Origin of the sequence: Pseudohalioglobus sediminis (assembly GCF_008370495.1) — a bacterium.
GTDB lineage: Bacteria > Pseudomonadota > Gammaproteobacteria > Pseudomonadales > Halieaceae > Halioglobus.
Map to the genome: position 1 here is coordinate 208559 of NZ_VTUX01000003.1, position 21902 is coordinate 230460.

The 21902-nt window shown below is 55.5% G+C and carries 19 protein-coding genes and 1 tRNA gene; 12 read left to right on the forward strand and 8 right to left on the reverse strand.

Annotated elements, in window-relative coordinates; translation table 11 throughout:
* The first annotated feature begins 23 nt into the window (after window positions 1–23).
* Window positions 24–1343 (forward strand): sigma-70 family RNA polymerase sigma factor, encoded by a 1320-nt coding sequence (locus F0M18_RS07570; protein WP_149610815.1) that lies wholly within the window; start codon window positions 24–26, stop codon window positions 1341–1343.
* 72 nt (window positions 1344–1415) lie between these two features.
* Here the strand turns inward: F0M18_RS07570 and F0M18_RS07575 are convergent, their stop codons facing one another.
* The gene (locus F0M18_RS07575) at window positions 1416–3458 is read right to left on the reverse strand and encodes a molybdopterin-containing oxidoreductase family protein (protein WP_149610816.1); all 2043 of its coding nucleotides are present in this window, start codon (window positions 3456–3458) and stop codon (window positions 1416–1418) included.
* A 232-nt stretch (window positions 3459–3690) separates the two neighbouring features.
* Between F0M18_RS07575 and F0M18_RS07580 the strand changes: the two genes are divergently transcribed.
* Window positions 3691–4302: a glutathione S-transferase family protein gene (locus F0M18_RS07580; RefSeq protein WP_188109635.1), complete on the forward strand. Its 612-nt coding sequence runs from the start codon at window positions 3691–3693 to the stop codon at window positions 4300–4302.
* Between the two features lie 85 nt (window positions 4303–4387).
* Window positions 4388–5074 carry a hypothetical protein gene (locus tag F0M18_RS07585; protein WP_149610818.1) on the forward strand — a complete coding sequence of 229 codons (687 nt, stop codon included), beginning with the start codon at window positions 4388–4390 and terminating at the stop codon, window positions 5072–5074.
* Between the two features lie 89 nt (window positions 5075–5163).
* Here F0M18_RS07585 and F0M18_RS07590 read toward each other — a convergent pair whose 3' ends face one another.
* The 3 genes from F0M18_RS07590 to F0M18_RS07600 all read right to left on the reverse strand — a co-directional run bounded on the left by F0M18_RS07590 (window position 5164) and on the right by F0M18_RS07600 (window position 7071).
* Window positions 5164–5436 carry a hypothetical protein gene (locus F0M18_RS07590; RefSeq protein WP_149610819.1) on the reverse strand — a complete coding sequence of 91 codons (273 nt, stop codon included), beginning with the start codon at window positions 5434–5436 and terminating at the stop codon, window positions 5164–5166.
* 130 nt (window positions 5437–5566) lie between these two features.
* The gene (locus F0M18_RS07595) at window positions 5567–6607 is read right to left on the reverse strand and encodes a PA2778 family cysteine peptidase (protein WP_188109636.1); all 1041 of its coding nucleotides are present in this window, start codon (window positions 6605–6607) and stop codon (window positions 5567–5569) included.
* On the reverse strand, window positions 6604–7071 hold the full coding sequence (locus F0M18_RS07600) for a PA2779 family protein (RefSeq protein WP_149610821.1): 468 nt from the start codon (window positions 7069–7071) through the stop codon (window positions 6604–6606). The genes F0M18_RS07595 and F0M18_RS07600 overlap by 4 nt, the downstream gene beginning before the upstream one ends.
* Before the next feature lie 489 nt (window positions 7072–7560).
* Here F0M18_RS07600 and F0M18_RS07605 point away from each other — a divergent pair, with 489 nt between their 5' ends.
* The 3 genes from F0M18_RS07605 (at window position 7561) to F0M18_RS07615 (ending at window position 9647) form a co-directional block, all read left to right on the forward strand.
* Entirely contained in the window at window positions 7561–8784 is a 1224-nt protein-coding gene (locus F0M18_RS07605; RefSeq protein ID WP_149610822.1) for an ISL3 family transposase, read from the forward strand.
* A gap of 417 nt (window positions 8785–9201) precedes the next feature.
* Window positions 9202–9447 carry a type II toxin-antitoxin system ParD family antitoxin gene (locus F0M18_RS07610; RefSeq protein ID WP_027949335.1) on the forward strand — a complete coding sequence of 82 codons (246 nt, stop codon included), beginning with the start codon at window positions 9202–9204 and terminating at the stop codon, window positions 9445–9447.
* Window positions 9444–9647, forward strand: coding sequence for a type II toxin-antitoxin system RelE/ParE family toxin (locus F0M18_RS07615; protein WP_035526823.1), 204 nt, complete (start codon window positions 9444–9446; stop codon window positions 9645–9647). Before F0M18_RS07610 ends, F0M18_RS07615 begins: the two co-directional genes overlap by 4 nt.
* Window positions 9648–10063: 416 nt before the next feature.
* On the opposite strand, the gene F0M18_RS07620 is transcribed toward F0M18_RS07615, so the two are convergent.
* Both F0M18_RS07620 and F0M18_RS07625 read right to left on the reverse strand, forming a co-directional pair.
* Window positions 10064–11299 carry a cytochrome P450 gene (locus tag F0M18_RS07620; protein WP_076001762.1) on the reverse strand — a complete coding sequence of 412 codons (1236 nt, stop codon included), beginning with the start codon at window positions 11297–11299 and terminating at the stop codon, window positions 10064–10066.
* 69 nt (window positions 11300–11368) lie between these two features.
* On the reverse strand, window positions 11369–11830 hold the full coding sequence (locus tag F0M18_RS07625) for a MarR family winged helix-turn-helix transcriptional regulator (protein ID WP_051230679.1): 462 nt from the start codon (window positions 11828–11830) through the stop codon (window positions 11369–11371).
* A gap of 100 nt (window positions 11831–11930) precedes the next feature.
* Between F0M18_RS07625 and F0M18_RS07630 the strand changes: the two genes are divergently transcribed.
* The 6 genes from F0M18_RS07630 to F0M18_RS07655 all read left to right on the forward strand — a co-directional run bounded on the left by F0M18_RS07630 (window position 11931) and on the right by F0M18_RS07655 (window position 20298).
* Window positions 11931–13052: an efflux RND transporter periplasmic adaptor subunit gene (locus F0M18_RS07630; RefSeq protein WP_158413443.1), complete on the forward strand. Its 1122-nt coding sequence runs from the start codon at window positions 11931–11933 to the stop codon at window positions 13050–13052.
* On the forward strand, window positions 13039–16116 hold the full coding sequence (locus F0M18_RS07635) for an efflux RND transporter permease subunit (RefSeq protein ID WP_051230677.1): 3078 nt from the start codon (window positions 13039–13041) through the stop codon (window positions 16114–16116). Before F0M18_RS07630 ends, F0M18_RS07635 begins: the two co-directional genes overlap by 14 nt.
* Window positions 16117–16121: 5 nt before the next feature.
* The gene (locus F0M18_RS07640) at window positions 16122–16589 is read left to right on the forward strand and encodes a PaaI family thioesterase (RefSeq protein ID WP_027951252.1); all 468 of its coding nucleotides are present in this window, start codon (window positions 16122–16124) and stop codon (window positions 16587–16589) included.
* 5 nt (window positions 16590–16594) lie between these two features.
* Window positions 16595–16996, forward strand: coding sequence for a PaaI family thioesterase (locus tag F0M18_RS20170; RefSeq protein WP_076001765.1), 402 nt, complete (start codon window positions 16595–16597; stop codon window positions 16994–16996).
* Between the two features lie 1050 nt (window positions 16997–18046).
* Complete coding sequence (locus tag F0M18_RS07650; RefSeq protein ID WP_027948882.1) at window positions 18047–18913, forward strand: phage integrase N-terminal domain-containing protein; 867 nt, start codon at window positions 18047–18049, stop codon at window positions 18911–18913.
* 221 nt (window positions 18914–19134) lie between these two features.
* Window positions 19135–20298, forward strand: coding sequence for a tyrosine-type recombinase/integrase (locus F0M18_RS07655; protein ID WP_027948881.1), 1164 nt, complete (start codon window positions 19135–19137; stop codon window positions 20296–20298).
* A 20-nt stretch (window positions 20299–20318) separates the two neighbouring features.
* Here F0M18_RS07655 and F0M18_RS07660 read toward each other — a convergent pair.
* Both F0M18_RS07660 and F0M18_RS07665 read right to left on the reverse strand, forming a co-directional pair.
* Window positions 20319–20395: transfer RNA gene (locus F0M18_RS07660), tRNA-Arg, on the reverse strand.
* Between the two features lie 124 nt (window positions 20396–20519).
* On the reverse strand, window positions 20520–21803 hold the full coding sequence (locus F0M18_RS07665; RefSeq protein WP_149610823.1) for an acetyl-CoA hydrolase/transferase family protein: 1284 nt from the start codon (window positions 21801–21803) through the stop codon (window positions 20520–20522).
* Window positions 21804–21902: the final 99 nt, after the last annotated feature.

Here is a 21902-nt window from a genome sequence, read left to right on the forward strand (position 1 = left end):
ACACAGTATTGCGGAGCAACATCATGAATGCACAGACACCCGTCAAGGACGACCCGGAACTCGAACGACTTTATGCCCAGGCAAGGCAGTATGATCTGCTAAGCCGCGAGCAAGAAGAGCAGATTGACGAAGGCAAGTGGGCGGCCATCAATCGCATCCTTGAAGCCTTGATCGACGACCCGTTTTCGCGCCACTACCTCGCGCGATGGAGTCGGCAGTGCCTTGAACCGCTGCCTGAAATCGAACAGTTCAGCGATCGCAACCATCGCGTTCTACTGCGGCGCGAGCTTTCCGACTACGTCCCCGGGGGACCGCTGGCGGCACAAATGCAGGAATTTGCGCTGCAGTTCCGCGCACCCTACTGCGGACACACTCTGCTGGAGAAGTTAACGCAGCTGTCTCTGCCAGGCAGTCTTGTCGTCGGCATTGCCGAAGTAGTGATGGATGGTGAGCGCCCCGGCAAGGGCAGCTCAGTCGCCGCCGCTCTGCGCGCATGGGAACGCTTCTGGGCACCCGAGTACGCGGATGTCTCCGCACCGGGCAATAGCGCAAAAGCGGTAATAGCTGCCGAAATCGAACGCTACACAGCAGCGCGCGACCTGCTGGTGACACACAACCTCCGCCTGGTATTCACTATCGCCGGGCGCAATCGCAACAAGGGGGTGGCCTTCCTCGACCTGATCCAGGAAGGTAACCTGGGCCTGCTCAGGGCTGCCGAAAAGTTCCGCTTCGAGCGCGGTAATCGCTTCAGCACTTACGCATTTAACTGGATAACCCAGGGCGTGAAGCGCACCATAGCCAACGCGGCCGGCACCATTCGTTACCCCACCAATGTGCAGATACAGCTGGGCAAGGTTCATGGCGAGCGAAGCAGGATGCAGGCGAACCTGGGCCGGGCACCGGTTGACACGGAGCTGGCGGAAGCACTCGGGTTATCGGTTTCCAGGACTCGAGAGCTGTTGCAATTGCACAGCCTGGGCATATCGCTGGACACACCCCGGTTCGAGGAAGAACCTGGCACCAGTTTACTGGACGCCACACCGGGCGGACCGTTTGGCACGCCGGACGAAGCCAGCGAGCAGACATCACTCCATAACCGGCTGCTCGATGAGCTGGACAAGCTGAAACCGGAGGAAAAACGCGTGGTTATCCAGCGCTGGGGCTTGCAACAGGGTGTGGCACTCACCAGGGCCGAGATTGCTGAGCAACTCTCCGTGAGTAAGGAATGGGTGCGTCAACTGGAGAGGTCAGCACTGCAGAAACTCGCGCAGAGCGACGTCGTCAAGGCGGTATACCGTGACCACGCAGCACCTGTACCCCGGCAAACACAGGTGGAAAATTAACCTGTCGGGCTGCCGCGCGGCGCCGCAGCCTAACGAGGCTGGCCTTGCTGCAGCGGTAGTAGCCAGTGTGCCTCAGGCGCAGGCAACGATGTCCACGCTGCAGTCGTAATAGCAGGCGCCATCCGCGAGATCGGACTTGTGCCCGGGGACCAGGGCGTTAATGGTCTGGCCGGTAGGGCTGCCCTTGATCCAGCCGCCCTTGGGCACGTACACCGTGCCCGGCCGCACCCTGTCAGAGACTGCCAGCGGCAATTCGACCTCGCCCCCGTCATTGAACAGCCTGACCCGTTGCTGGTGATGCAAGCCCAGGCGCTCTGCGTCAGCGCTCGCCATCTCGCAAACCATATCCGTGTCATGGCCGGTGATGCCGCCAAAGGTGGAATTGATCCTGCGCTCGGAGGCCGGCGACACCAGCAGGAAACCGCGCTGTGCAGGCAGGGCGCGGTAACCGGGCACCCCGTTTCCCGTTGCTGATTGCAAACGCTCACTGAACAGCTCGATTTTGCCGCTGGGCGTATCCGGCATCATACCGCGCATCAGCAAAGGCGGATTACCCGCCGCCATATCCACGGCCTCATCGAGAGCCAGCTCACTGGCCCGGCGACCGGCCAACTGCGCCATATCGGAAGGAAATGCCTGGTCCATCAGCTCTGCATCGGAGTCCCCGAAGCAGGACTCTGCAAAACCGAAGCGCCGGGCCAGGCGCCTGAACAGTTCCGTATTGGGCAGGGCTTCCCCCACCGGCGCAATGACGGCAGCTGAGCGCTGCAAAAACTGGTGACCGTAGGCTTTGTAGAGGTCGTCGTACTCCAGGTGCGTCGTAGCCGGCAGTACCAGGTCGGCAACGGCCATGGAGTCAGTCATGCTGATTTCCGAGCCCACCACGAACAGCTCTTCAGACGAGAGTGCCGCACGCATCTCTCGTTGCCTTGGGTGGACAGCGACGGGATTGTGGTTGTAAATAAACACCGCCTTGACCGGTGTCGCGTCGCCCGGATCGAGAATATGCCTGGCCAGGTCGAGGGCGTTGAACTCTCGCACCGGCTCACGACAAAGGTCGGGCCGCGACAGGGCATCGCGCTGCACCGGGAAGAAGCCCGAGACATCAAACACCCCCGCTCCTTTCGGGCCCAGGTTACCCGTGAGCGCGGGCAGGGCCAACACCGCACGTACGCCCGAACCCCCGTTGCGATTGCGCTCAGGCGCGACCCCGATAGAAACTGCGGCCGGTGAATGGGTTTGCCAGAGCTGGGCGAACTGCTCGATGAGTGTTGCATCGACGCCACACAGGTCTGCAGCCCGCTGTAACGGGTAACGGGACGCTTCCTTGAGAAACGCTTCCGCACCATGCACGTACCGCTCTATAAAACCTTTGTCGAGCCCACCGGTCACCTGCAGGCGCGCGGCCACTGCATACGCCAGCACCACGTCAGTGCCGGGCACTATTGGCAGGTGCAGATCCGCCTCGTCGGCAATTCGCGTCCGCTTTGGGTCCACCACCACCAGCCTGGCGCCGTTTTTCCTGGCCTCGCGGATTAAGGTGGTGGCATGCAAGTTACACCCGGTGATGTTGTTACCCCAGACAACAATCAGCCTCGAATGCGGCAACTCGGTATAGGGAATGCCCCCCGCGCTGCCGTAGACACTCTCCCACGCGGCGCTGGAGGTGCCCGCGCACAGGGTGGTGGCGTCCACCTTGCTGGCCCCCAGTCGATGGAAAAACCGCGCATCCATTGAGCCTTTGGCAAGCAGGCCCATGGGGCCGCCATAGGTCAGCGGCGCGATCGCCTCGGCGCCGTAACGCGCGATAATGTCAGTGAAGCGGGCATGGATAATGTCGAGGGCCTCGTCCCAGCTCACCGGCCTGAAGTGCCCCGCTCCCTTGGGCCCATCCAGCACCATCGGCCGCGTCAGCCGCTGCGGCCCATGAACCTGCCCGGGTAAAGCCTGTGCCACCTTGGCGCATATCTTGCCGCGGGTGAATGGATTAGCGCGGCTGCCGCGCACCCGTGAGATTTCACCTTCGTGCACATCCACACTGAGACTGCAGGTATCGGCGCAATCCAGCGGACAGACACTGCTGACGCCGTCGCGGTTATCCAGGGCTTTATTCATGATCGTTCACTCTCTCACGCCGGCGCATTACACTACCGCCAGACATCGCCCGGCAATGCGCACTGACCGTGCACAAATACACGGTTTTGCAGATGATAACGCAATCCGCAAGCGTGCACTCGCGACGTGCCAATGTGCACAGGTGGGCATTTCTATATACTGGCGCGGGGCCGTACCGAACGTTTGGTTGCCGTGCGTCCCTACAGGCACCCGCACAAGGATTCAGCTCACCATGATAACCATCCATCATTCTCCCCTGTCGCGATCCACGCGCGTGGTCTGGTTTTGTGAAGAAACAGGCATCGACTACCGGCTGGAGACAGTGGAGATGTTCAGCGCCGCAATGAAGCGCCCGGAATACCTGGCCATCAACCCGCTGGGCAAGGTGCCCACAATAGAGGATGACGGTTTCGTGCTCTGGGAAACCGGCGCCATCCTGCAGTACCTGGACGCGAAGTATGGCCACGGTCAACTCATCCCGGCAGCTCACACCCGGGAGGGAGCGCTGGCCCGGCAATGGATGGAGTATGGTGAAAACCCACTGACCGTCATCATGGGCGAGATCGTGGCCCACGGCGGCGCCCTGCCCGAAACCCGGCGCATTCCGGCGCTGGTCGATCGCGGTAGCGACATTGCCGGGGAACTGGTGGACGTGGTCGAAGCCGCGCTGGAGGAGACGTCGTGGATACTCGGTGACGACTTCAGTGCAGCCGACATCATGCTCGTTTTCGGTATGATGATTGCGGACCACCTGGGATATGTAACAGACAACACGCCGCGTCTGCGCGCCTACCTGGACCGGGCGATGGCGCGGCCAGCATTCCAGAAGGCCGTGGCGCTGTAATACAAAGTGCCAACCACACCGGCCCAATACTTTCAGCCAGGCGGCAACGCGCTATTCAATCCACTTACAGCTCCGGGGTAGAACATTGGAAAAACTCATCTACATTCTAAAATCTGACGCGGCCTTGCCGGTGGAACAGTTCCGGGAGCGCCTGTTCGGCAACGTCATCGATAGCATCCGTTCCCGGGGCGCAGGCCAGATCACCATTAACGTGGCCGACCTGAATGACCAGATAGAGGCCAGTGCACCCGGCCGGCTCATGGGGCCATGGCAGGAAATATCGGCGGTGGTCTCCTTCTGGCTTGACTCGCTGGACGACCGCGGCCCCATAGAAACGTTACTGGAGCAAGAAAGTGACGGCCTTTACGGCTACCTGGTCACGGAGTCGGTGCCGCAGGGATTCAAGGTGGAATGGGAAGGTGGAGCACGACGCCCCGGAGTGACCCAGTTCGGCATGAACGGGAAACCGGACAATGTCTCGCTGGAGGATTTCTACCATACCTGGCAGGTGCTGCACTCCGAACAGTCCTTCGAACTTCACCCGCTGCGCTGGTCCTATGTACGCAATGCCGTGGCGCGCCCGCTGACTGCTGGTGCTCCGCACTATCTGGCAATTGTCTGCGAGCATTTTCACGCGCTCGAAGACTATGTCGAAGATGAGCGTTACTTCGGCTCTGAACAGGCCGTGCAGACGATGATCGGGCATCTACCGGGTTTTTGTGACCTGGGCAGCATGGTGTCACTGGCGATGAGTGAGTACTACTTCGAGTAGGCATTCACTGGCCAGCCGGATGGCAAACCACATTGCCGGGGCCGCAGACACAGGGTAGGCCCGGCGCAACACTCGCTTTAGACTACGCGTCAATCGAAGAATCTGGCCACCTTCGACTTTATCTCCTCGGCTTTCTCGTCCCCCGCTTCCGACAACTCCTTCAGATAGGCCTGCCCCTCGGCCATCTTGTCCTTTATGCCATTAATCTCGGCCAGAAACTGCTGCTCAAGTTCTGCGCCGGCAACGTCCGCCTCCGCCTGTGCTTGCTTGGCCTTGGCCTTGGCCTGCGCCGCTTCCAGCTGCTCATCATAGGCAGCCAGTTGCCTTTCTATTTTCTCTTTCAGCAGATCAATCAGACTCATCACAAATACCTCTCTTCCGTGAATAGAACCCAATGCTAACGCTATGGCAACACAACTGCATTGCGCTGGCTCAAGCCTGACATCACTGGCACAGGTGATCGCAAGTGGGTTGCCTTACCCGCAGCGCCATCTAATCTGCCAGCCGCAGCCTCCAGGGCTCGCAATGAGCCACTGGGCCGGGACCTGGATTCGCCGACCAACGCCCAACCTCCTCTACGGTATGCATTATTGACACGCTATCCGGCTGCAGCGCTAGTGCCTTTGCCGCGGCCAGGCGAGCCTCCGGCAGACATTGAAGTGACATCAGCGCATAGGCCAGATTGTTCCATCCCGTTGCCGCCTGATCGCCGTTGCTGATAGCAAGCCGATAAAAACTCTCGGCAGCCGGGCCATACCTATGCAGGGAGTACGCCGTATTACCGCTACCAAGCAACGCTAACTCGTTATCAGGCCAGCGTTGCAAAGCTGCCTGATAGGCAGTGAATGCAACAAGCAGTTGCCCCGTCTGCTCCGATTCAAGCGCTGCACTATTCCAGCCAAGGGGGTCCGCCAGCTTCGGAATTCTATCCGGCGTGCTGGCAAGCAAGGCCCAGTAGCCACTGCGACGCCAGGTGTGTTCAAACCTGGACATGTTCAGGCGGAGATTCGGCTGAGTACCCGAATTGAGAATAATTTCTCCGCTGCCGAGGTCATATCCGGTCACTACTGCGTAGTGCCACTGAGGTGCCAGGTCGATACCAAGGTTCTGCAAAACCAGAACCGGATAATTTTCATCCAGTGCGGCGATCAGCCTGCTCATAGCCTCACCGTTCACCGCGGTAAGCGGTAAGGCGATCAAACCGTAACGCCGCAAGCCGGCTTTCATTTCCACCTGCAGGCTGCCCTGCCTGTCGGGCAAATAGACCAGCGGCTGAAGTTCCTCCGGGTTGGTCTCTACCCCGTGAAACTTCAAGAGGCCCGCCAGCGCCGCGGGCCCACATTGATATTGTTCCTGCGGAAAAAATGGCACTTGCAGGAGCTGTTTTTGTGGCACATTCGCTTGCTTTTGTGACAGCAGATCCCGGGTTTGGGGTGCGCTGCAAGCCGAGATAAAGAGGAAAAAGGGAACTAAAAAAATGGCCGCAATGCTGCGGCCACCTGAACCTGGGCGAGCTTTAGTGCTGAATATCACTTCGCCGGATTGATAAAGGTGAAGATGTTGGTGACCCCAAAGATGTCCAGAAACACCAGTATCAGCAGTACAAGAACGGCCAACCCGACAATCGATCCAGAGCCCGCAGGTAGCGTACCAAGCTGGGAATTCAGCTGGCGAACCTCGGCCGGGGTCATCGCCTGTACCCGAGTCATTGCAGCCTCCTGATCAACCCCGAAAGCGGCGAGTTGTGCCTGAACATCCTCTCGCTGGAACATGTCGACCAGCGCCTGTTGACTCAGCTGCAGCGATTGCGTTTGCAGGGCTTGTTCTGTACCAATCATCTCCGCCCTGGCGACGCTGACTTGCACGCTGAGTAGCAGCATGGTTACGCTGAGCAAAACTGATGTGAGTTTCTTAATCGATGACATATATGACCCCCGAGAAAACAGAAAAAAGATAATTGTGCATGAAGAACAGTAGCAGAAGGGCATCAGTACCATGATGCTCTTGCATATGTTGATTGCTGATTATACCAGCGCTACTACGTTAATTTGACAGACATCTGCGGGGAAACTGCACAAAAAGTGAATTGGCCCATTCGTGGACACTGGCAATAACTACCGCTGGATCGAGCCCCGGGATCAACACATCGGGGCGCCAGGTATACCCGCTCACCGAGTTCCTGTCCCCGGCAGGACGGCGCGCCTGGCACGATGACCCACAACACCCTTGCAGGCTGTTGTGACCCTGCGGGCTTCGGCGCTTCGCGCCTCGGTGCAAATTGCTAGCGCAATTTGTCGAACGGAGCACGTCTCTCGACCAAACCCACCCAACAAACAAAAAGGCCCCACCCGAGGGTGAGGCCTTTTTGTCTGTATGGCGCGCCTGGCACGATGACCCACAACACCCTTGGGCTCTTCATCATTAACGGGGGACACCGGCATTCATTAAACTGATTTTGCGAAGATCGTTTAATGGAGAGAACACCGATGTCCCACGCAAGTATGATTATAGGCATACCTGGCCTGGAAGTAATGCGGGTCAAGAGCAAACGGCGTATTGATGTCTGGGCCAGGCCGTTCCGGCGACAGGCCAGCTGCCAGCATTGTGGTGGCGCAAAGTTGCGGATCAAGGCCACCCACAAGCGCACCGTGAAGCATACCCGGCGGGGTAATCAGGTGATGATCCTGCATCTGAAGGTGCCCAAGTATCACTGCCAGAGTTGTGGGCGCTATTTCCGCCACGCCTTTGCCGGTCTCAGGCCGCGCTACCGATCCTCAGACACCTACCAGATGGAGGTGTACGAGGCTCACGATGGCGGCGTGACCCAGCGCAAGCTCTCACGCACCCACCAGATCAGCGGCGCCACTGTGGAGCGGTGGTATCGGGATCATCTGGGCATCAAGCACTCCGAGATGGATAGGCGGCGCTGTCCGCGGGTGCTGGGTATCGACGAGCATTTCTTTACCCGCAGGAAGGGCTATGCCACCACCTTTGTGGGCCTCAAGAACCATAAGGTGTTTGACGTAAAGCTGGGGCGCTCAGAATCGAGTTTACGCCCGTATTTAAAGGGTTTACGGGGCCGAGACAATGTCCAGGTGATGGTCATGGACCTGTCAGAAACCTACCGCGGTATCGCCCGGCAATACTTCCCCAACGCCACGATTGTGGCTGACCGGTTCCACGTCGTTCGGCTGATCAACCAACACTTCTTGAAGGTGTGGCAGCAGCACGATCCTGAGGGCCGCAAGAACAGGGGATTGATCAGCCTGATGCGCCGTCATCAATGGAATCTCAAAGATGAGCAGCATGCCAATCTGATGCACTACCTGGCCGACTACCCGGTGTTACAGCAGCTCTATGTGGCCAAGCAGAGGCTGGTACGCCTGATGCTGTTGAAGACGCTCACAGCCAAGAGAGCGAGGGCCAAACTACCCCAGTTGTTCGAATTGCTTGATCAGCTGCGAGACAGCCCTTTGCGGGCCTTGGCAAAGACGCTGACAAGATGGCTGGAACCCATCGTTGCGATGTGGCGATTCAGCAAAAGTAACGGCATCACGGAGGGCTTCCACAACAAGATGGAAATGATCTCCAGGAGGGCCTATGGTTTCAGGAACTTTGAGAACTATCGCTTGAGAGTGCTGACCCACTGCGGGTGGGACGGTATTATCAATCGGGTACGGATGAATGCCCATCCCCCGTTAATTGGGTAGAGCCTTGTGACCCTGCGGGCTTCGGCGCTTCGCGCCTCGGTGCAAATTGCTGGCGCAATTTGTCGAACGGAGCACGTCTCTCGACCAAACCCACCCAACAAACAAAAAGGCCCCACCCGAGGGTGAGGCCTTTTTGTCTGTATGGCGCGCCTGGCACGATTCGAACGTGCGACCGCCTGGTTCGTAGCTCAACAAATGAAATTTAACGTATTGTTTTAAATAGCTTTTCTGGCGACGCCCGTTGCCGACCAAGCACGACAACGCACCACTGAGCACGCTGATGTCGGAAATTTGTCGGAATTGTAAACGTTGTCGATCGAGCTATTTTCGCAGGCTCAATGCACCGTAAAAATACTGACTTTACAAGGTCCATCCCCAGTATTAATATTTAATACATAGTTTTTCAGGTACGCGCACATGGCCAGAAACACCTCCGTCACCCTCGGTGATCATTTTGAAGCGTTCATCACCAGTAAGATAGAACAGGGTCGCTTTCAATCTGTCAGCGAAGCAGTCCGCGCCGGGCTGCGAAAGCTGGAGGAGGATGAAGCCAGGCTTGATATGTTGAGGACTCGACTAAGGGCGGGGGAGGACAGCCCCGTTGCTGAAAACTTTGATAGCCGGGAATTTCTGGAAAAACTCCATAAAAAGCCTCTTGGGTGAAGAAGCGCTATTTCATTCGCGAACTCGCTCTAAGAGATTTGGAGGAAATTTGGCTCTTTACCCTGTCGGGGTGGAGTCTAGAACAGGCTGATGCCTATACCAGTTCTATCCTTGCCCGCCTGAATTTGCTGGCCGACAACCCCAGCGTTGGCTACTATCCATTGAACAACTGGTTCGTAGCCACAATTGTGGCAATTTAGACCCTTGTAAATCGATCACCTGGATACGGCCCGCCCTCATTACACCCCGTATCGACCCGTGTTCTCTAGTAGATACCCTACGGTTAAGCTTGAGGCCCCTCCTTTCCTTGGCACTTCTTTCAAGCCATTGTCGGTGGCGAGCTCGCTTTGAATACAGATAGGGAATCCTGCTGAGCTGCCGATGAGAATGTCACATCAAGCCGCAACTACCCCCTACTCCCTCTTTGACTGCATCCTCCATAACAAATCTGCTCGTAAACTTTTTGGGAATTTCATAAAGACGCCGCTGTATCTTATGCGACGAGGCACAAGGCATACACGAAGTGCTGCAGAATAGCTGTCTGTGAGCAGGGTAGCTGAAGTATTACCCTGCCCATGGGAGGAGGTGGTATTACATTGAAACTTTGCAATATCCGTCATGACGCCACTTCAAGGGCCCCGACATCAACAGACATCGGTAGCTTTACCCAGCCGCTAAGTATCGGGACAGGAATTCGTTTACCATTCTCAAAATCCAGTTTCATATGAGGAAGTAGATCGATGAGCCATTCGAAAGCGACCTTCGCTTCAAGCCGTGCCAGCGCGGAGCCCATGCAAAAATGTATACCTTTCCCCAACGCTAGGTGATCTTTGTTGCGTCGATGCAGATCAAAAGTCTCTGGGGCTTCATAAGTATCAGCATCGAGATTCCCGGAGGAGAAAAGCAACCAAAGCGTATCACCCTTACTGATGTTTTTGCCTCTGAACTCAACATTTCTGGTTGCAATTCGAAAAAGGCCCATTACAGGGCCGTCATAACGCAACATTTCTTCAACGAAATCAGAAATCAATGTCCTATCATTTCGCAAGTCCGCCAGCACATCGGGATGATTCAATAAGAACACTACCCCGTTGCTGATCAAGTTGGTCGTTGTTTCATTCCCTGCAAGCCACAGCAGTTTGCTTAAACCTAGTATTTCTTCTGTACGTAGATTCTCACCTTCCTCGGAAGCATCAAGCATGGCGCTGATAAGGGTATTTGCCTGTGGATTATGACGCGCCGCAGAGATGATTTCGCTCAAGCCTTCCGTCATCTCTTTACGTGAGCCGAGCTGCTGCTGAATGGAATACCCTTCTCCAGCACCAATGGCCAGGGAATCAGACCACATGCGCAAGCGATGACGTTCCTCCAACGGAATCCCCATCATCTGAGCAATTACATACACCGGCAGCGGACTGGCAAAATCATCTACCAGATCCAGCGCTTCACCATTGCGAATTTTCTGGTGGAGTTCGTCCATTAGATTTGTGGCTATTTCCACCACCGCTGGTTCCATTTCGGCGATGCGTTTTGGCGTGAAAGCCTTTGCAAACAGCGAACGAATTCTGGTGTGTTCTGGCGGATCATGCTGAATCAAGGGTAGGAAACCCATGCCGCCATTGTCATCGCGCTGTTCGCCGTCTTCTCCTGCTACGAGGCCCCCACCGGGTCCGGCTGCGGACGAGTATGTGTATGGGTCCTTGAGCATCTCGAGGATATCCTCATGCTTTGAAATAACCCAAAACCCATACTCCTGCGCATAGTAAACTGGATCGGTCTCTCGAAGATTCTTCCAAAAGGGTTGTGGCCGCGCAGCGTATTCTGCAGAGAGAAATGGAAATTCATTAGACATGGTATATTTCTCCTATTCGGGACAACCACCCACCAAATCGGCTGGCATCTTGTCCAACTTCCAATACTCTCAGTTTTCCGACAGCAAATTCGCATGTACCAATTTGAGTAAACGGTAAAATTCCTTGGCCTCTTTAGCAGACATGCCGCGCGTTGCCGCTCTGCCAATATCGCCTACCAGATCTTCAAGCGACTTCAGCATGGGGTCGATTTTATCCGTAAGGCGAACCATCTTCGCACGGCGATCACTAGTATCCTGATGTCGCGCTATCCATCCCGCTGACTCTAGTCGGTCCACAACTTTGCCCAGTGGTGGTTTCGCCATCATCAGGGAATCGGCAATACTAGTTTGCGTCTGCTCGCCGTTCATGTAGAGCAGGTAGAGCACCTGCCATTGTGTGCGAGTTAACCCCAAGTCCTTTACCTGCCTGTTAAAGAGCCGGGCGACCATCAAACTAATTTCGTGAATTAGCGTACTAACAGGCTGGTCTTGCCGCCTTGATTGTTGGCTTGCTATATCTTGCGTTGACAATTTAGTTATCCTAGTTAATATAACTACAGTTAATATTTTAGTTGTAGGTATCGCGGTTTGTCAATTCATGATGCCTCTCGAACTAGTTGGTAGCGATAGTATGCGTTACATCATGCAGACCGTGGGACCCATTTTGGCCGCAGCGATACTCATGGGCTGCGATGGCGAACCCCAAAATGGCACAACCAGTACTGGGATTACTCCACAGCCCTCGTCACCCGTTGTAGTATCGATTACGAGTCCGGAAATAGCGGCATTATCTGAGCCTATTTTTGTTACCGGCACCATTCTCGCACGCCGCTCCACCAATATTTCGCCGATGGTTGGTGGCCTCATCGAAGAAATCTATGTCAACGTTGGAAGCCGTGTTGAAGAAGGGCAGCCCTTGCTGCGTATGCGCCAGAAAGATTTCGAGATTAATGTCCTGCGTCTTTCTGAGGCTAAGCGCCTGGCAGAGGCAGAGTACAAAGACTCGGTACGCGATCTTGAAAACGCCATCGCACTCAGAGAGAAGCAAGCATTCTCTGTCGAGCAACTCGATGACAGGCGCACACAAGTTGAGGTATCGGCTGCGAAGCTCGGTATTGCAAGCGCTAATCTTGCCGAGGCGCAGAAGGAACTGGACGACTCAATAACCCGAGCACCCTACCGTGGCGTTATCACCCAGAGACATGTGGATGAAGGCGCATACGTCCCATCAATCATGCGCTCTGAGCACCCAGTCCTCCAAATCCAGGAGATTGATGTCATGGTGGCACTGGTGTTCGTGCCCGAAGTTTATTTAACTTCCATTCAGTTGGGTACGCTCGGAAGGGTTCACATACCGAGTATGAATCAAACCTATGAGTCGGAAGTGGCGCTGATCAACGATCGAATAGACCACAAAACTCGCACTATCGATGTAAGACTGGGAATACCAAATGTGGATTATGCGATCAAACCTGGGCTTTTCATTGAAGTCGAGCTGATGCCCATTTCAAGACAGGGGCTAATGTTATCACCCAACGCTACTATGGGACTGGGAAGCAGCCGCTCTGTCCTGGTGGTTGAAGATGGCGTAGTTAGTCAACGCACAGTGCAAGTACGTGAGCTTAGTGATGGTCGGCTTGAGATACTCCAGGGCGTAAGCTCAAATGCGATCCTTGTTGTAGGCCCCAGTATGCACAAGGTTTCTGATGGTTCACGGGTCACTATTTCAGAACATCCCTATGTGGATAGCTGACCTCTGCATTCGCCGGCCAGTGCTGGCGATCATGATGACCGCTGCGCTCATGATGCTGGGCGTGGTCTCCATGGGTCGAATAAGCATCGATCTGTTCCCGAGCGTTGAAGTGCCCATTGTAACGGTTGAAACAATACTCGAAGGAGCCTCTCCCAGCACGGTAGAGACAGAAGTTACCGAGAGGCTTGAAGAAGAGCTAATCGCTATATCTGGCGTCGATACAATGCGCTCGATTAGCGGTGACGGTTTTTCACAGATAATCCTTGAATTCGATATGGAGGAAAATCCCAACCTGAAGGCCCAGGAGATACGGGACAAAATCAGTCAAACTCTGCCGCTTCTGCCTGACACAGTTAGTCAGCCTGTCGTCTCCATACTTGATCCGGATTCTGAACCCATTGTCTCGGTGATTGTATCCGGCCCCTGGCCAGTGGGTGAACTCACAGCCTTCGCCAAAGATGTCGTCAAAGAGCGTTTGCAGAGAGTACCTGGCGTTGGCAGCGTGATTCTTGTCGGGGGCCGCGAGCGGGAAGTACGCATCTGGTTGAAAGCCCCACAAATGCGGGGTTACGGCGTAATTGCGGCCGATGTAATCAGCGCTATCCAACGTGAGCATGCTGACATCCCTGGCGGCCGCCTGGATTACCACAGCGGGTCCACGGAACTGACCATCAAAACCATGGGCGAAGTAACCAGCTTAAAAGAGTTGGGTGAAATCATTATTTCTCGCGATGATAAGGCGATGGTGCGCTTGATAGATGTTGCCGAAGTTGAGGATGGTCTGGAGGATGAACGCAGCTACGCGGAGCTAGATGGTAGAACAGGAGTAAGCCTCGAAATTCGCAAACAATCTGGAACCAATACCACCAGTATTGCCAAAGCAGTTAAGGCAGCGCTGACCAAACTTCAGACAGAAACACCAGCTGAAATCAACATTGTCACGGTAAGGGACAGTTCGCGATTTATCGGGTCCGCAGTGCGAGACGTGTCAAACGATATTTTGCTAGGCATCCTCCTGGTTGTCATTGTCACACTTTGCTTTTTACTCAGCGTACGCGCCACGCTAATTGTTGCAACCGCTATTCCAACGGCAATCATCGCTACTTTTTTCGCTTTCTACCTACTCGATTTTTCTATCAATATGGTATCGCTGATTGCCATATCACTGTGTGTCGGCCTGCTCGTAGACGATGCCATAGTTGTGCTGGAATCTATACACCGCGAAGTTGAAGCTGGGCTCGACCTCAATGAAGCTGCTTCAACGGGCACGCGAAAAGTTGCCACTGCCGTCATCGCATCCACCCTTTGTGTGATGGCGGTGTTCTTGCCGATTTCCTTTACCACAGGTCTGGTTGGTGTGTTTTTCTATCAATACGGTGTCACCATTGCTGTGGCAGTAGCACTATCTCTGTTTGTTTCCGTTACCCTTACGCCTATGTTGAGCTCTCGTCTGCTCAAAAAAAGTTCCGGCCATAGAGGAATGTTTGCGCTACTGGATAAGGGCTATGTACTTCTGGAAACAACCTACGTTAAGGGCGTTCGCTTCGCACTTCGCGCTCGCTGGCTTGTTCTGCTGTTGGCCGCTGCCACTGTCGGTATGGGTGTTTATAATGCGGGTCAGGTTCCCCTCTCATTTACGTCCGCAACTGATAGAAGCGAGTTTCTCGCCAAAGTCGAGCTTCCTCTGGGAACCGGTCTTACCCAGGCCAAGCGTGTTGCCACTCAAGTGAGTAAAACTGTCAGTGACCTGGAACATATTGAATTGGTGTTCACTGTTATTGGCTCCGGCGCTCAGGCCAAGGCAAACGAACTATCATTCTATTTTGGTCTGTCGCCGAAACAACAAAGGAGCAGTCATCAGTATGAAGTGATGGATGACGTCCGCACAGCGCTCGCTTTGGCCATACCCGATGCCAAGCACATCTCTTTGACAGATGTGCCCTGGATATCCGGAGGAGGATTCTTTGGTGCCGACATGGAGATGGCTTTAAGCGGCGATGATTTAGAACAACTTCGAACATACGCGGATACTATCACGAGCCAGATGGAAGAATCTGGCCTCTTCAGGGATATCAAGTCCAGCTATGAGCCAGGCAAGCCTGAATTGCAGGTTACGATAAACCGGCGCAGGGCCGCTGATTTGGGCATTTCGGTTCGAGATATCGCCGCTACTGTTGGAGCCACGATGGGTGGTGTAGATGTTACAAGTTACGAAGAGTTCGGTAATCGCTATGACGTGCGCCTGAGATATGCAGAAACGTACCGCGACGAGATCGGAAAGTTTGACCTCATTCAATTACGCGCGGCAGACAACAGCTTAATAGATTTCCGTAACGTCGCAGAGGTAAGCGTAACCAGTGGCCCGGCACAAATCGATCACTACAATCGGGCTCGAAAGATCGGTATTTCTGCAAACGCTCCCGCTGGGATCGCGACAGGCGAGCTGATGAAAAAAATGGATGAGATTATTAGTGATCTCGATATGGCTACAGGATACGAGAGTTCATATCTAGGCACTTCAGAGCAAATCAATGATATTGTCGAGGCAATATTTTTTGCACTAACAATGTCGATGCTCAGTCTATACATGATTCTGGCTAGTCAATTCAACAGCTATACTCAACCAGTAGTGATCATGCTTACCGCTCCGCTGTCTTTTGTGGGCGCATTCAGCTTGCTCGCATGGACTAACTCCGAGCTTTCAGTCTTGACACAAATCGGTCTGGTCGCGCTGATGGGTCTGGTTATGAAAAACGGCATTCTTCTGGTGGACTATGCCAATCAGGCCATAGAGCAAGGCCACAGCGCAGCGGAAGCTATGATCGAAGCGGCTCATTTACGCTTACGCCCAGTACTGATGACTGCGTTCTCTACCATATTCGGTATGATCCCTATAGCGCTGGCCACGTCTGATGGCGCTGAGTTACGCACTTCAATGGGTATACTCGTAATAGGCGGACTAATTTCCTCAACCGTGCTTACCTTATTTGTTGTTCCAGTGGTTTACACATTACTCGCCGACGCCGAAAGTCAGCTTGCCCGTCTATTAAAATCGGAAATCTGAACAAGATGGATGCACTCCAACTGGAAAAAGTTTACGAGTTGTTCAGCGCCGGGATCGGTGCTCACAGTGATATGTCACTGAAATTTGTTTCTACCGAGGAAAACCGAGTCGTATTGGAAATGCCTTTCCAGGAAAAGCATGCAACAGCGCACGAAAATGGTTCGTTGCACCCTGGCGCTCTGGCAGCCGCACTGGACAGTGCCTGCGGTTTCGTAGTCCTCCAAAGCCTCGCGGTGCCACAGGCCATTGCGACCATCAACCTGCGAATCGACCACATACATTCCGCCCCCGTAGGCACTGATGTTCGAATCCAGGCGGAGTGCTACCAGCAGATTAACGGGTTTGCCTATGTCAGTGCATTCGCCAGCAGCCTGGACGGAAGAAAGATGTTGTGTAACGCGCAAGGTATTTTCAAAATTGGCAGCCCAGGTCCTGCCCTGGATCGAAGCTTGCTCTATCGACGAGGTGATTAATCAAGATGGACAAACATCTACTCCAGTTTCTCGACGAGACGCCCTATGCGAAAAATTACGGGACCGAGCTTGTCAGATGCGAACCAGATGTCGAATGCCTGACTCCTTGGGCAGAGCATTTTACTGGTAACCCATTGTTGCAAGCGTGGCACGGAGGAGTAGTTGTAGGCGTTCTCGAGCTTACCGGTGCGTTGCAAACTTTAAAGGTATCAGCCGACGAAGTGTGCCCACTCCTATCAGCCAACATCAATTTTCTACGTCCCACCAAGGGTGATCTAGCCGTGCATACACGCGCTTACCTTGTTCGAAGTGGGAGGCAGATTCTGAATATCGATGTCATCGCCTGGCAAATCTCGCTGCAAGAGCCCACTGCTGCGGCAACACTGACTTTTGCAAGACGTAGTTAGTCACCATCCTTCTGTTCGATTTAACGCTAAATTCACGAAAAACCACCCCGTACCGCCTGCGTTCCGGCGCGAGCTCATTAGCCGCTCGCCCGAGAGAATTCTCGGTAAGAGTCTGGAAGAACACTCTTCCCCCAAGGCAATGGTGGATTTTTGCGGGTACAAATGTGCAGTTTTCGTCCGGCGTTGATAGGCTTTTCACAGCGGAGCATATCGTTTTCCGCATCAAAACCCCACGTCACTAAGGCGCGAAGCGAGTAGTGACGTGGGCAGCGCGCACATTGCGGCAATCTTGGCAACACCGAGGCTTAACGTCTTTTCAGGGGTGGTTACAGTGGAACCACCCCCTCAAAGGTGGATTGGGTCGTGTAGGCACAGTCAAATATGGCCAAAATTGCATTGCAGAGAGCTTTCAGGGCGTTTGATGGCAGCAAGTTTTCAGCTGCCGGGCAGAAACCACTCCCGATTCAGGTGAAGTTCTCTGTGACACGCGTATTCTGTGTTCCTATAATCGGCCCCAACACTGAATTTTGTCGCTGCCACTGCGCTTAAAGTGGCAAGGAAGACCCCACCTTGCGAAAGCGAACGGGGTAGGTGGATTCAGGTAGTTTTGGAATCTGCTGAACGCGTCACTCAGGACCCTTCTTGACGCAACGGTCAGCGATGACCGGGTCCCTCTTCGAACTATCGCAGTGCCGCTTCGTCTGGGTACCGCACCTTCAAATCCCTCCCGCCTGGTACGGGGATCGGTTCCATAAGCGCTGTGGATGGCCGGGCATATATGCCGGCCTGAAAGACAGTTTCTTCAACCACGCAAACGCACTGGCGGTCAGTGCGCTCTGCTCAACTTAAAAAGGAGAAATCCACCACCAGCCTTTGGCTGGATGACCGTTGGTTTGCACGGGCCAGTTTTCTTGCGAAAACACACCGTGCTGTCTATGGCCAGACACATTCAGGTCAACCGGGATTGGTGTCCCGTGATCGTACCGCTCGTCGGACCTGCGCAGCATTGTTGCCAGGTGATCAGAAACACTCACCGATGGAAACAACACTATGCGAGACCTGAACTACCAACTGAAACTCTTGTGCAAACACAGCCATGAAGGCAGCTTCGAAACCCGCGTAGGCCGTGAGCGCCAGTTGAGCGCAATCGCCAACCAGTTGCACGAGCTGGGCTTCCGGCAATTGAAGGCCTCCTCCCTCAAACAAAAGCATGTCCAGGCCCTGGTGGACGAGTGGCTGAAACAGAACCTTTCACCCGGCACCATCAAGAACCGGATGAGCTGTTTACGCTGGTGGGCCGAGAAGGTTAACAAGCGGGCCGTGGTTGCCAGCTCCAACGACTTTTATGGCATACCGGACCGGCAGTTCGTATCCGGCACCAGCAAGGCCAAGGACCTGAAAAGGGACCAACTCGCCCTGGTGAAAGATGAATATGTGAGGATGAGCCTGCGCCTGCAACAGGCCTTCGGGCTTCGACGGGAGGAAGCCCTGAAGATCCAGCCCCGCTGGGCAGACCGGGGTGATCACCTGCACCTCAAGGCCAGTTGGACCAAGGGCGGACGGGAACGCACCGTCCCCATCCGCACCCTGGAACAACGCGCCCTGCTGGAACAGGCCAAGCGGCTGGCCGGTTTCGGCTCGCTGATCCCCCGGGGCCGGCAATACATCGAGCAGCTCAGGATCTACGAACGCCACACCGCCAACGCCGGCTTATCCAAAATGCACGGCCTGCGCCATGCCTATGCCCAGCAGCGGTACCGGGAACTCACAGGTTGGCCCTGCCCCCATGCGGGCGGGCCCGCCAAAGAGCAATTAACCGGGTCACAGCGTCAGGTCGACCAGCAGGCCCGCCTGACCATCAGTGCTGAAATAGGCCATGTCAGAGCCCAGATAACTGCTGTGTACATAGGCAGATAGGGCATGCAGATCCAACCCCGCCTGATCCGACTCCGCGATGCCCCGGCCTACCTCGGGATCAACAAGAATACTTTTAATCGCGTGGTGCGCCCTGCCCTGTCTGAGGTTTCCCTGGGACAACAAACCATTCTCTTCGACAGACTTGAAATCGACGCCTGGGCGGAGGACTATATCCAACGCAACGGGCGTCGTCCTTTAGGCTCAATTCTGGAGGACGATTTATGTCAAAGCGCAACAAAATGCCGGGGCTCCGCCTCAAAAACGGGATCTGGCATATCGAAAAACGCTCGCAGTACGCCCCCGGCGGCTGGCTCCGCGAAAGCACAGGAGTATCTGGCCGCACTGAGGCAGAGCAAAAACTGATCCGTCGACTGGCGGAGATTCAAGAGGAGGCAAAGCAACAAGCCGCAGCGGTTTATACCTTCGAGGCAGCGGCACTGCGATACCTCGAAGATATTGCACAGTCGTCATCGGCAGAAACGATAGCGATACATCTGGACCAGTTGTTCGTGTATATCGGCGCACTGCCCCTGGAGCAGGTCCACGACGGCACTTTAAAGCCATTCGTGGATGAGCGGCTCCGTCTGGGGAAGGCCCCGAAATCCATTAACAATGCGATTGGTACAGCCAGTGCAGTTCTCAATCGCGCGGCGCGGGTATGGCGAAATGAGCAAGGGCTGCCGTGGCTAAAACAGGCACCGCCCAAACTCAGTCGGCTATCGCTCAAGGGGTGCCAGAAAAGACCGTACCCCTTGTCGTGGGAAGAACAGGACAGGCTTTTTTCAAGGCTCCCCCGCCACCTGGCGGATGCCGCGATGTTTGCGGTCAATACGGGATGCCGGGAACAAGAGGTCTGCCAGCTGCGCTGGGCATGGGAGGTAAAACTGGATGATCTATCCACTTTCGCCTTTGTCCTGCCCGAGTCGATCACCAAGACCAGTACCGAGCGGGTGGTGGTGCTCAACACGGTCGCGAAGGCAGTAGTCGATTCACGGCGGGGGATCCACGAGGACTTCGTGTTTACCTATCGGGGCAACCCGGTCGGGAAGTTACGGACCAGCGCGTGGATCAGGGCCTGGACGAAGGCCGGGTTACCGACGGACAGCACCATACTCAAAGGCGTTCACAATTTGCGCCATACGTTCGGCCGAAGGCTGCGAGGCGCGGCGGTTCCACTGGAAACACGCAAGGCGCTGCTGGGGCATGCCAGTGGTGATATCACCACCCACTACTCGGCAGCCGAACTCGGCGAACTGCTGGATGCCGCGGAGAAGGTGACCGATCGTGGGCGCGCGCAATCGCCCACCCTGACAGTGATAAAGCGGCAGAAGGAGGAAAGTGTCGGAAAACTGCCGGAAATGCGCGGGAAGGTTAGTGGCTGCTAAGCTGCAGACCCTTACGGAATTGGCGCGCCTGGCACGATTCGAACGTGCGACCGCCTGGTTCGTAGCCAGGTACTCTATCCAGCTGAGCTACAGGCGCGTTGAGGGGGCGTACTATAGGGACCAATCCATTTTTCGTCAAGGGTTGGCCAGGGAAAATATAGCCTGCCAATACTCGCGCTTGGCCCCATACAGGGAGGGGGTATCAGGCAACTGCACAGTGCCTAGATGATCAGGCCCAGGTCATCCCTCGCTGCCCGGGCCAGTATTTCACGATAATCCGGGTGGGCGATGGCGATGAGGTCGCGGGCGCGCTCTGCCAGGGAGCGGCCACGCAGCTCGGCGATGCCGAATTCCGTGACCACATAGTCCACCAGGGCGCGGGTGGTCACCACACCGGCACCGCGCTCCAGCGCCGGCACCAGGCGGCTCAGGCTGCCCTGCTTGGCGGTGCTGGGCAGCGCGATAATCGATTTGCCGTGCTCTGAGAAGGTCGCACCCAGCACGAAATCGACCTGCCCCCCTACGCCGGAATAGATTTTGTGGCCCATGGAGTCGGCGCAGACCTGGCCGGTGAGGTCGATCTGTATGGCGCTGTTGATGGATGTCACCTGCGGATTCTTGGCAATTACCACGGGGTTGTTGACGAACTCGATATCAAGGAAAGTCACTTCCGGGTTGTCATCCACAAAGCGATACAGGCGCTCACTGCCCATCGCAAAGCCGGTGACAGTGCGGCCACGGGCGACCTTCTTGTTTTCATTGGTTATCACGCCAGTTTCGATCAGGTCCAGCACACCATCAGAAAACATCTCGGTATGTACGCCGAGATTGCGACGGTCGCCCATGAAAGACAGGGCGGCATCGGGGATGGCCCCGATTCCCATCTGCAGGCAGTCGCCGTCGCGAATGTGACTGGCCACGATTTCACCAATACGCTGTTCCACCTCGGATATCTGCTTGTGCTCCAGCGTAATCAGCGGCGCTTCTTCGACATAGGCATAGTCGATATCGCGGATATTGATAAAACTGTCACCGTGGGTGCGCGGCATATTGGGATTCATGTGCGCAATGATGCGCCCGGCAACATCGCAGGCCGCTGCCGTGGCCTCAACAGAAACCCCCAGTGAACAGTTACCGTGCTGGTCGGGCGTCGACACCTGCACCAGGGCGGTGTCCACCCGCTGGTGGCCCTTGCGAAATTCCTTGGGAATCTCGGACAGGAACATGGGCACATAGTCCGCCCGGCCCTCATTGATCAGGTGCCGCGTGGCCTTGCCGGCAAAGAAACACCGGTTGCGCAGATGCCCTTCCAGTTCCGGGTCGGCAATGGCTTCAGCGTGCTCGAGATGCAGCTGCATCATGGTCACATCGCTGATGGTGCGTGCATGCTGTGCCAGCGCCTCCAGCAGAATGGTCGGCGTGGCCGCCATGGAGTGGCACCAGACGTACTCCCCGGACTGGATCGCGCTAACCGCTTGCAGCGCGGTTTCAGTAAATTCAGCCACTTCGGCTCCCTCGCATCAGGCATACCAGAATGTATGCGGCGAGCATGACGGCCCCGTAACAGGGAATCACAAGGGGTTTATGCCGATCGATCAGCGCAG

What these genes read in the sequence shown, in the direction of transcription:
- F0M18_RS07570 (WP_149610815.1), top strand. Translation starts at nt 24, where the DNA reads ATGAATGCACAGACACCCGTCAAGGACGACCCGGAACTCGAACGACTT.
- F0M18_RS07575 (WP_149610816.1), bottom strand. Translation starts at nt 3,458, where the DNA reads ATGAATAAAGCCCTGGATAACCGCGACGGCGTCAGCAGTGTCTGTCCG.
- F0M18_RS07580 (WP_188109635.1), top strand. Translation starts at nt 3,691, where the DNA reads ATGATAACCATCCATCATTCTCCCCTGTCGCGATCCACGCGCGTGGTC.
- F0M18_RS07590 (WP_149610819.1), bottom strand. Translation starts at nt 5,436, where the DNA reads ATGAGTCTGATTGATCTGCTGAAAGAGAAAATAGAAAGGCAACTGGCT.
- F0M18_RS07600 (WP_149610821.1), bottom strand. Translation starts at nt 7,071, where the DNA reads ATGGTACTGATGCCCTTCTGCTACTGTTCTTCATGCACAATTATCTTT.
- F0M18_RS07605 (WP_149610822.1), top strand. Translation starts at nt 7,561, where the DNA reads ATGTCCCACGCAAGTATGATTATAGGCATACCTGGCCTGGAAGTAATG.
- F0M18_RS07610 (WP_027949335.1), top strand. Translation starts at nt 9,202, where the DNA reads ATGGCCAGAAACACCTCCGTCACCCTCGGTGATCATTTTGAAGCGTTC.
- F0M18_RS07620 (WP_076001762.1), bottom strand. Translation starts at nt 11,299, where the DNA reads ATGTCTAATGAATTTCCATTTCTCTCTGCAGAATACGCTGCGCGGCCA.
- F0M18_RS07630 (WP_158413443.1), top strand. Translation starts at nt 11,931, where the DNA reads ATGCGTTACATCATGCAGACCGTGGGACCCATTTTGGCCGCAGCGATA.
- F0M18_RS07635 (WP_051230677.1), top strand. Translation starts at nt 13,039, where the DNA reads ATGTGGATAGCTGACCTCTGCATTCGCCGGCCAGTGCTGGCGATCATG.
- F0M18_RS07640 (WP_027951252.1), top strand. Translation starts at nt 16,122, where the DNA reads ATGGATGCACTCCAACTGGAAAAAGTTTACGAGTTGTTCAGCGCCGGG.
- F0M18_RS20170 (WP_076001765.1), top strand. Translation starts at nt 16,595, where the DNA reads ATGGACAAACATCTACTCCAGTTTCTCGACGAGACGCCCTATGCGAAA.
- F0M18_RS07650 (WP_027948882.1), top strand. Translation starts at nt 18,047, where the DNA reads ATGCGAGACCTGAACTACCAACTGAAACTCTTGTGCAAACACAGCCAT.
- F0M18_RS07655 (WP_027948881.1), top strand. Translation starts at nt 19,135, where the DNA reads ATGTCAAAGCGCAACAAAATGCCGGGGCTCCGCCTCAAAAACGGGATC.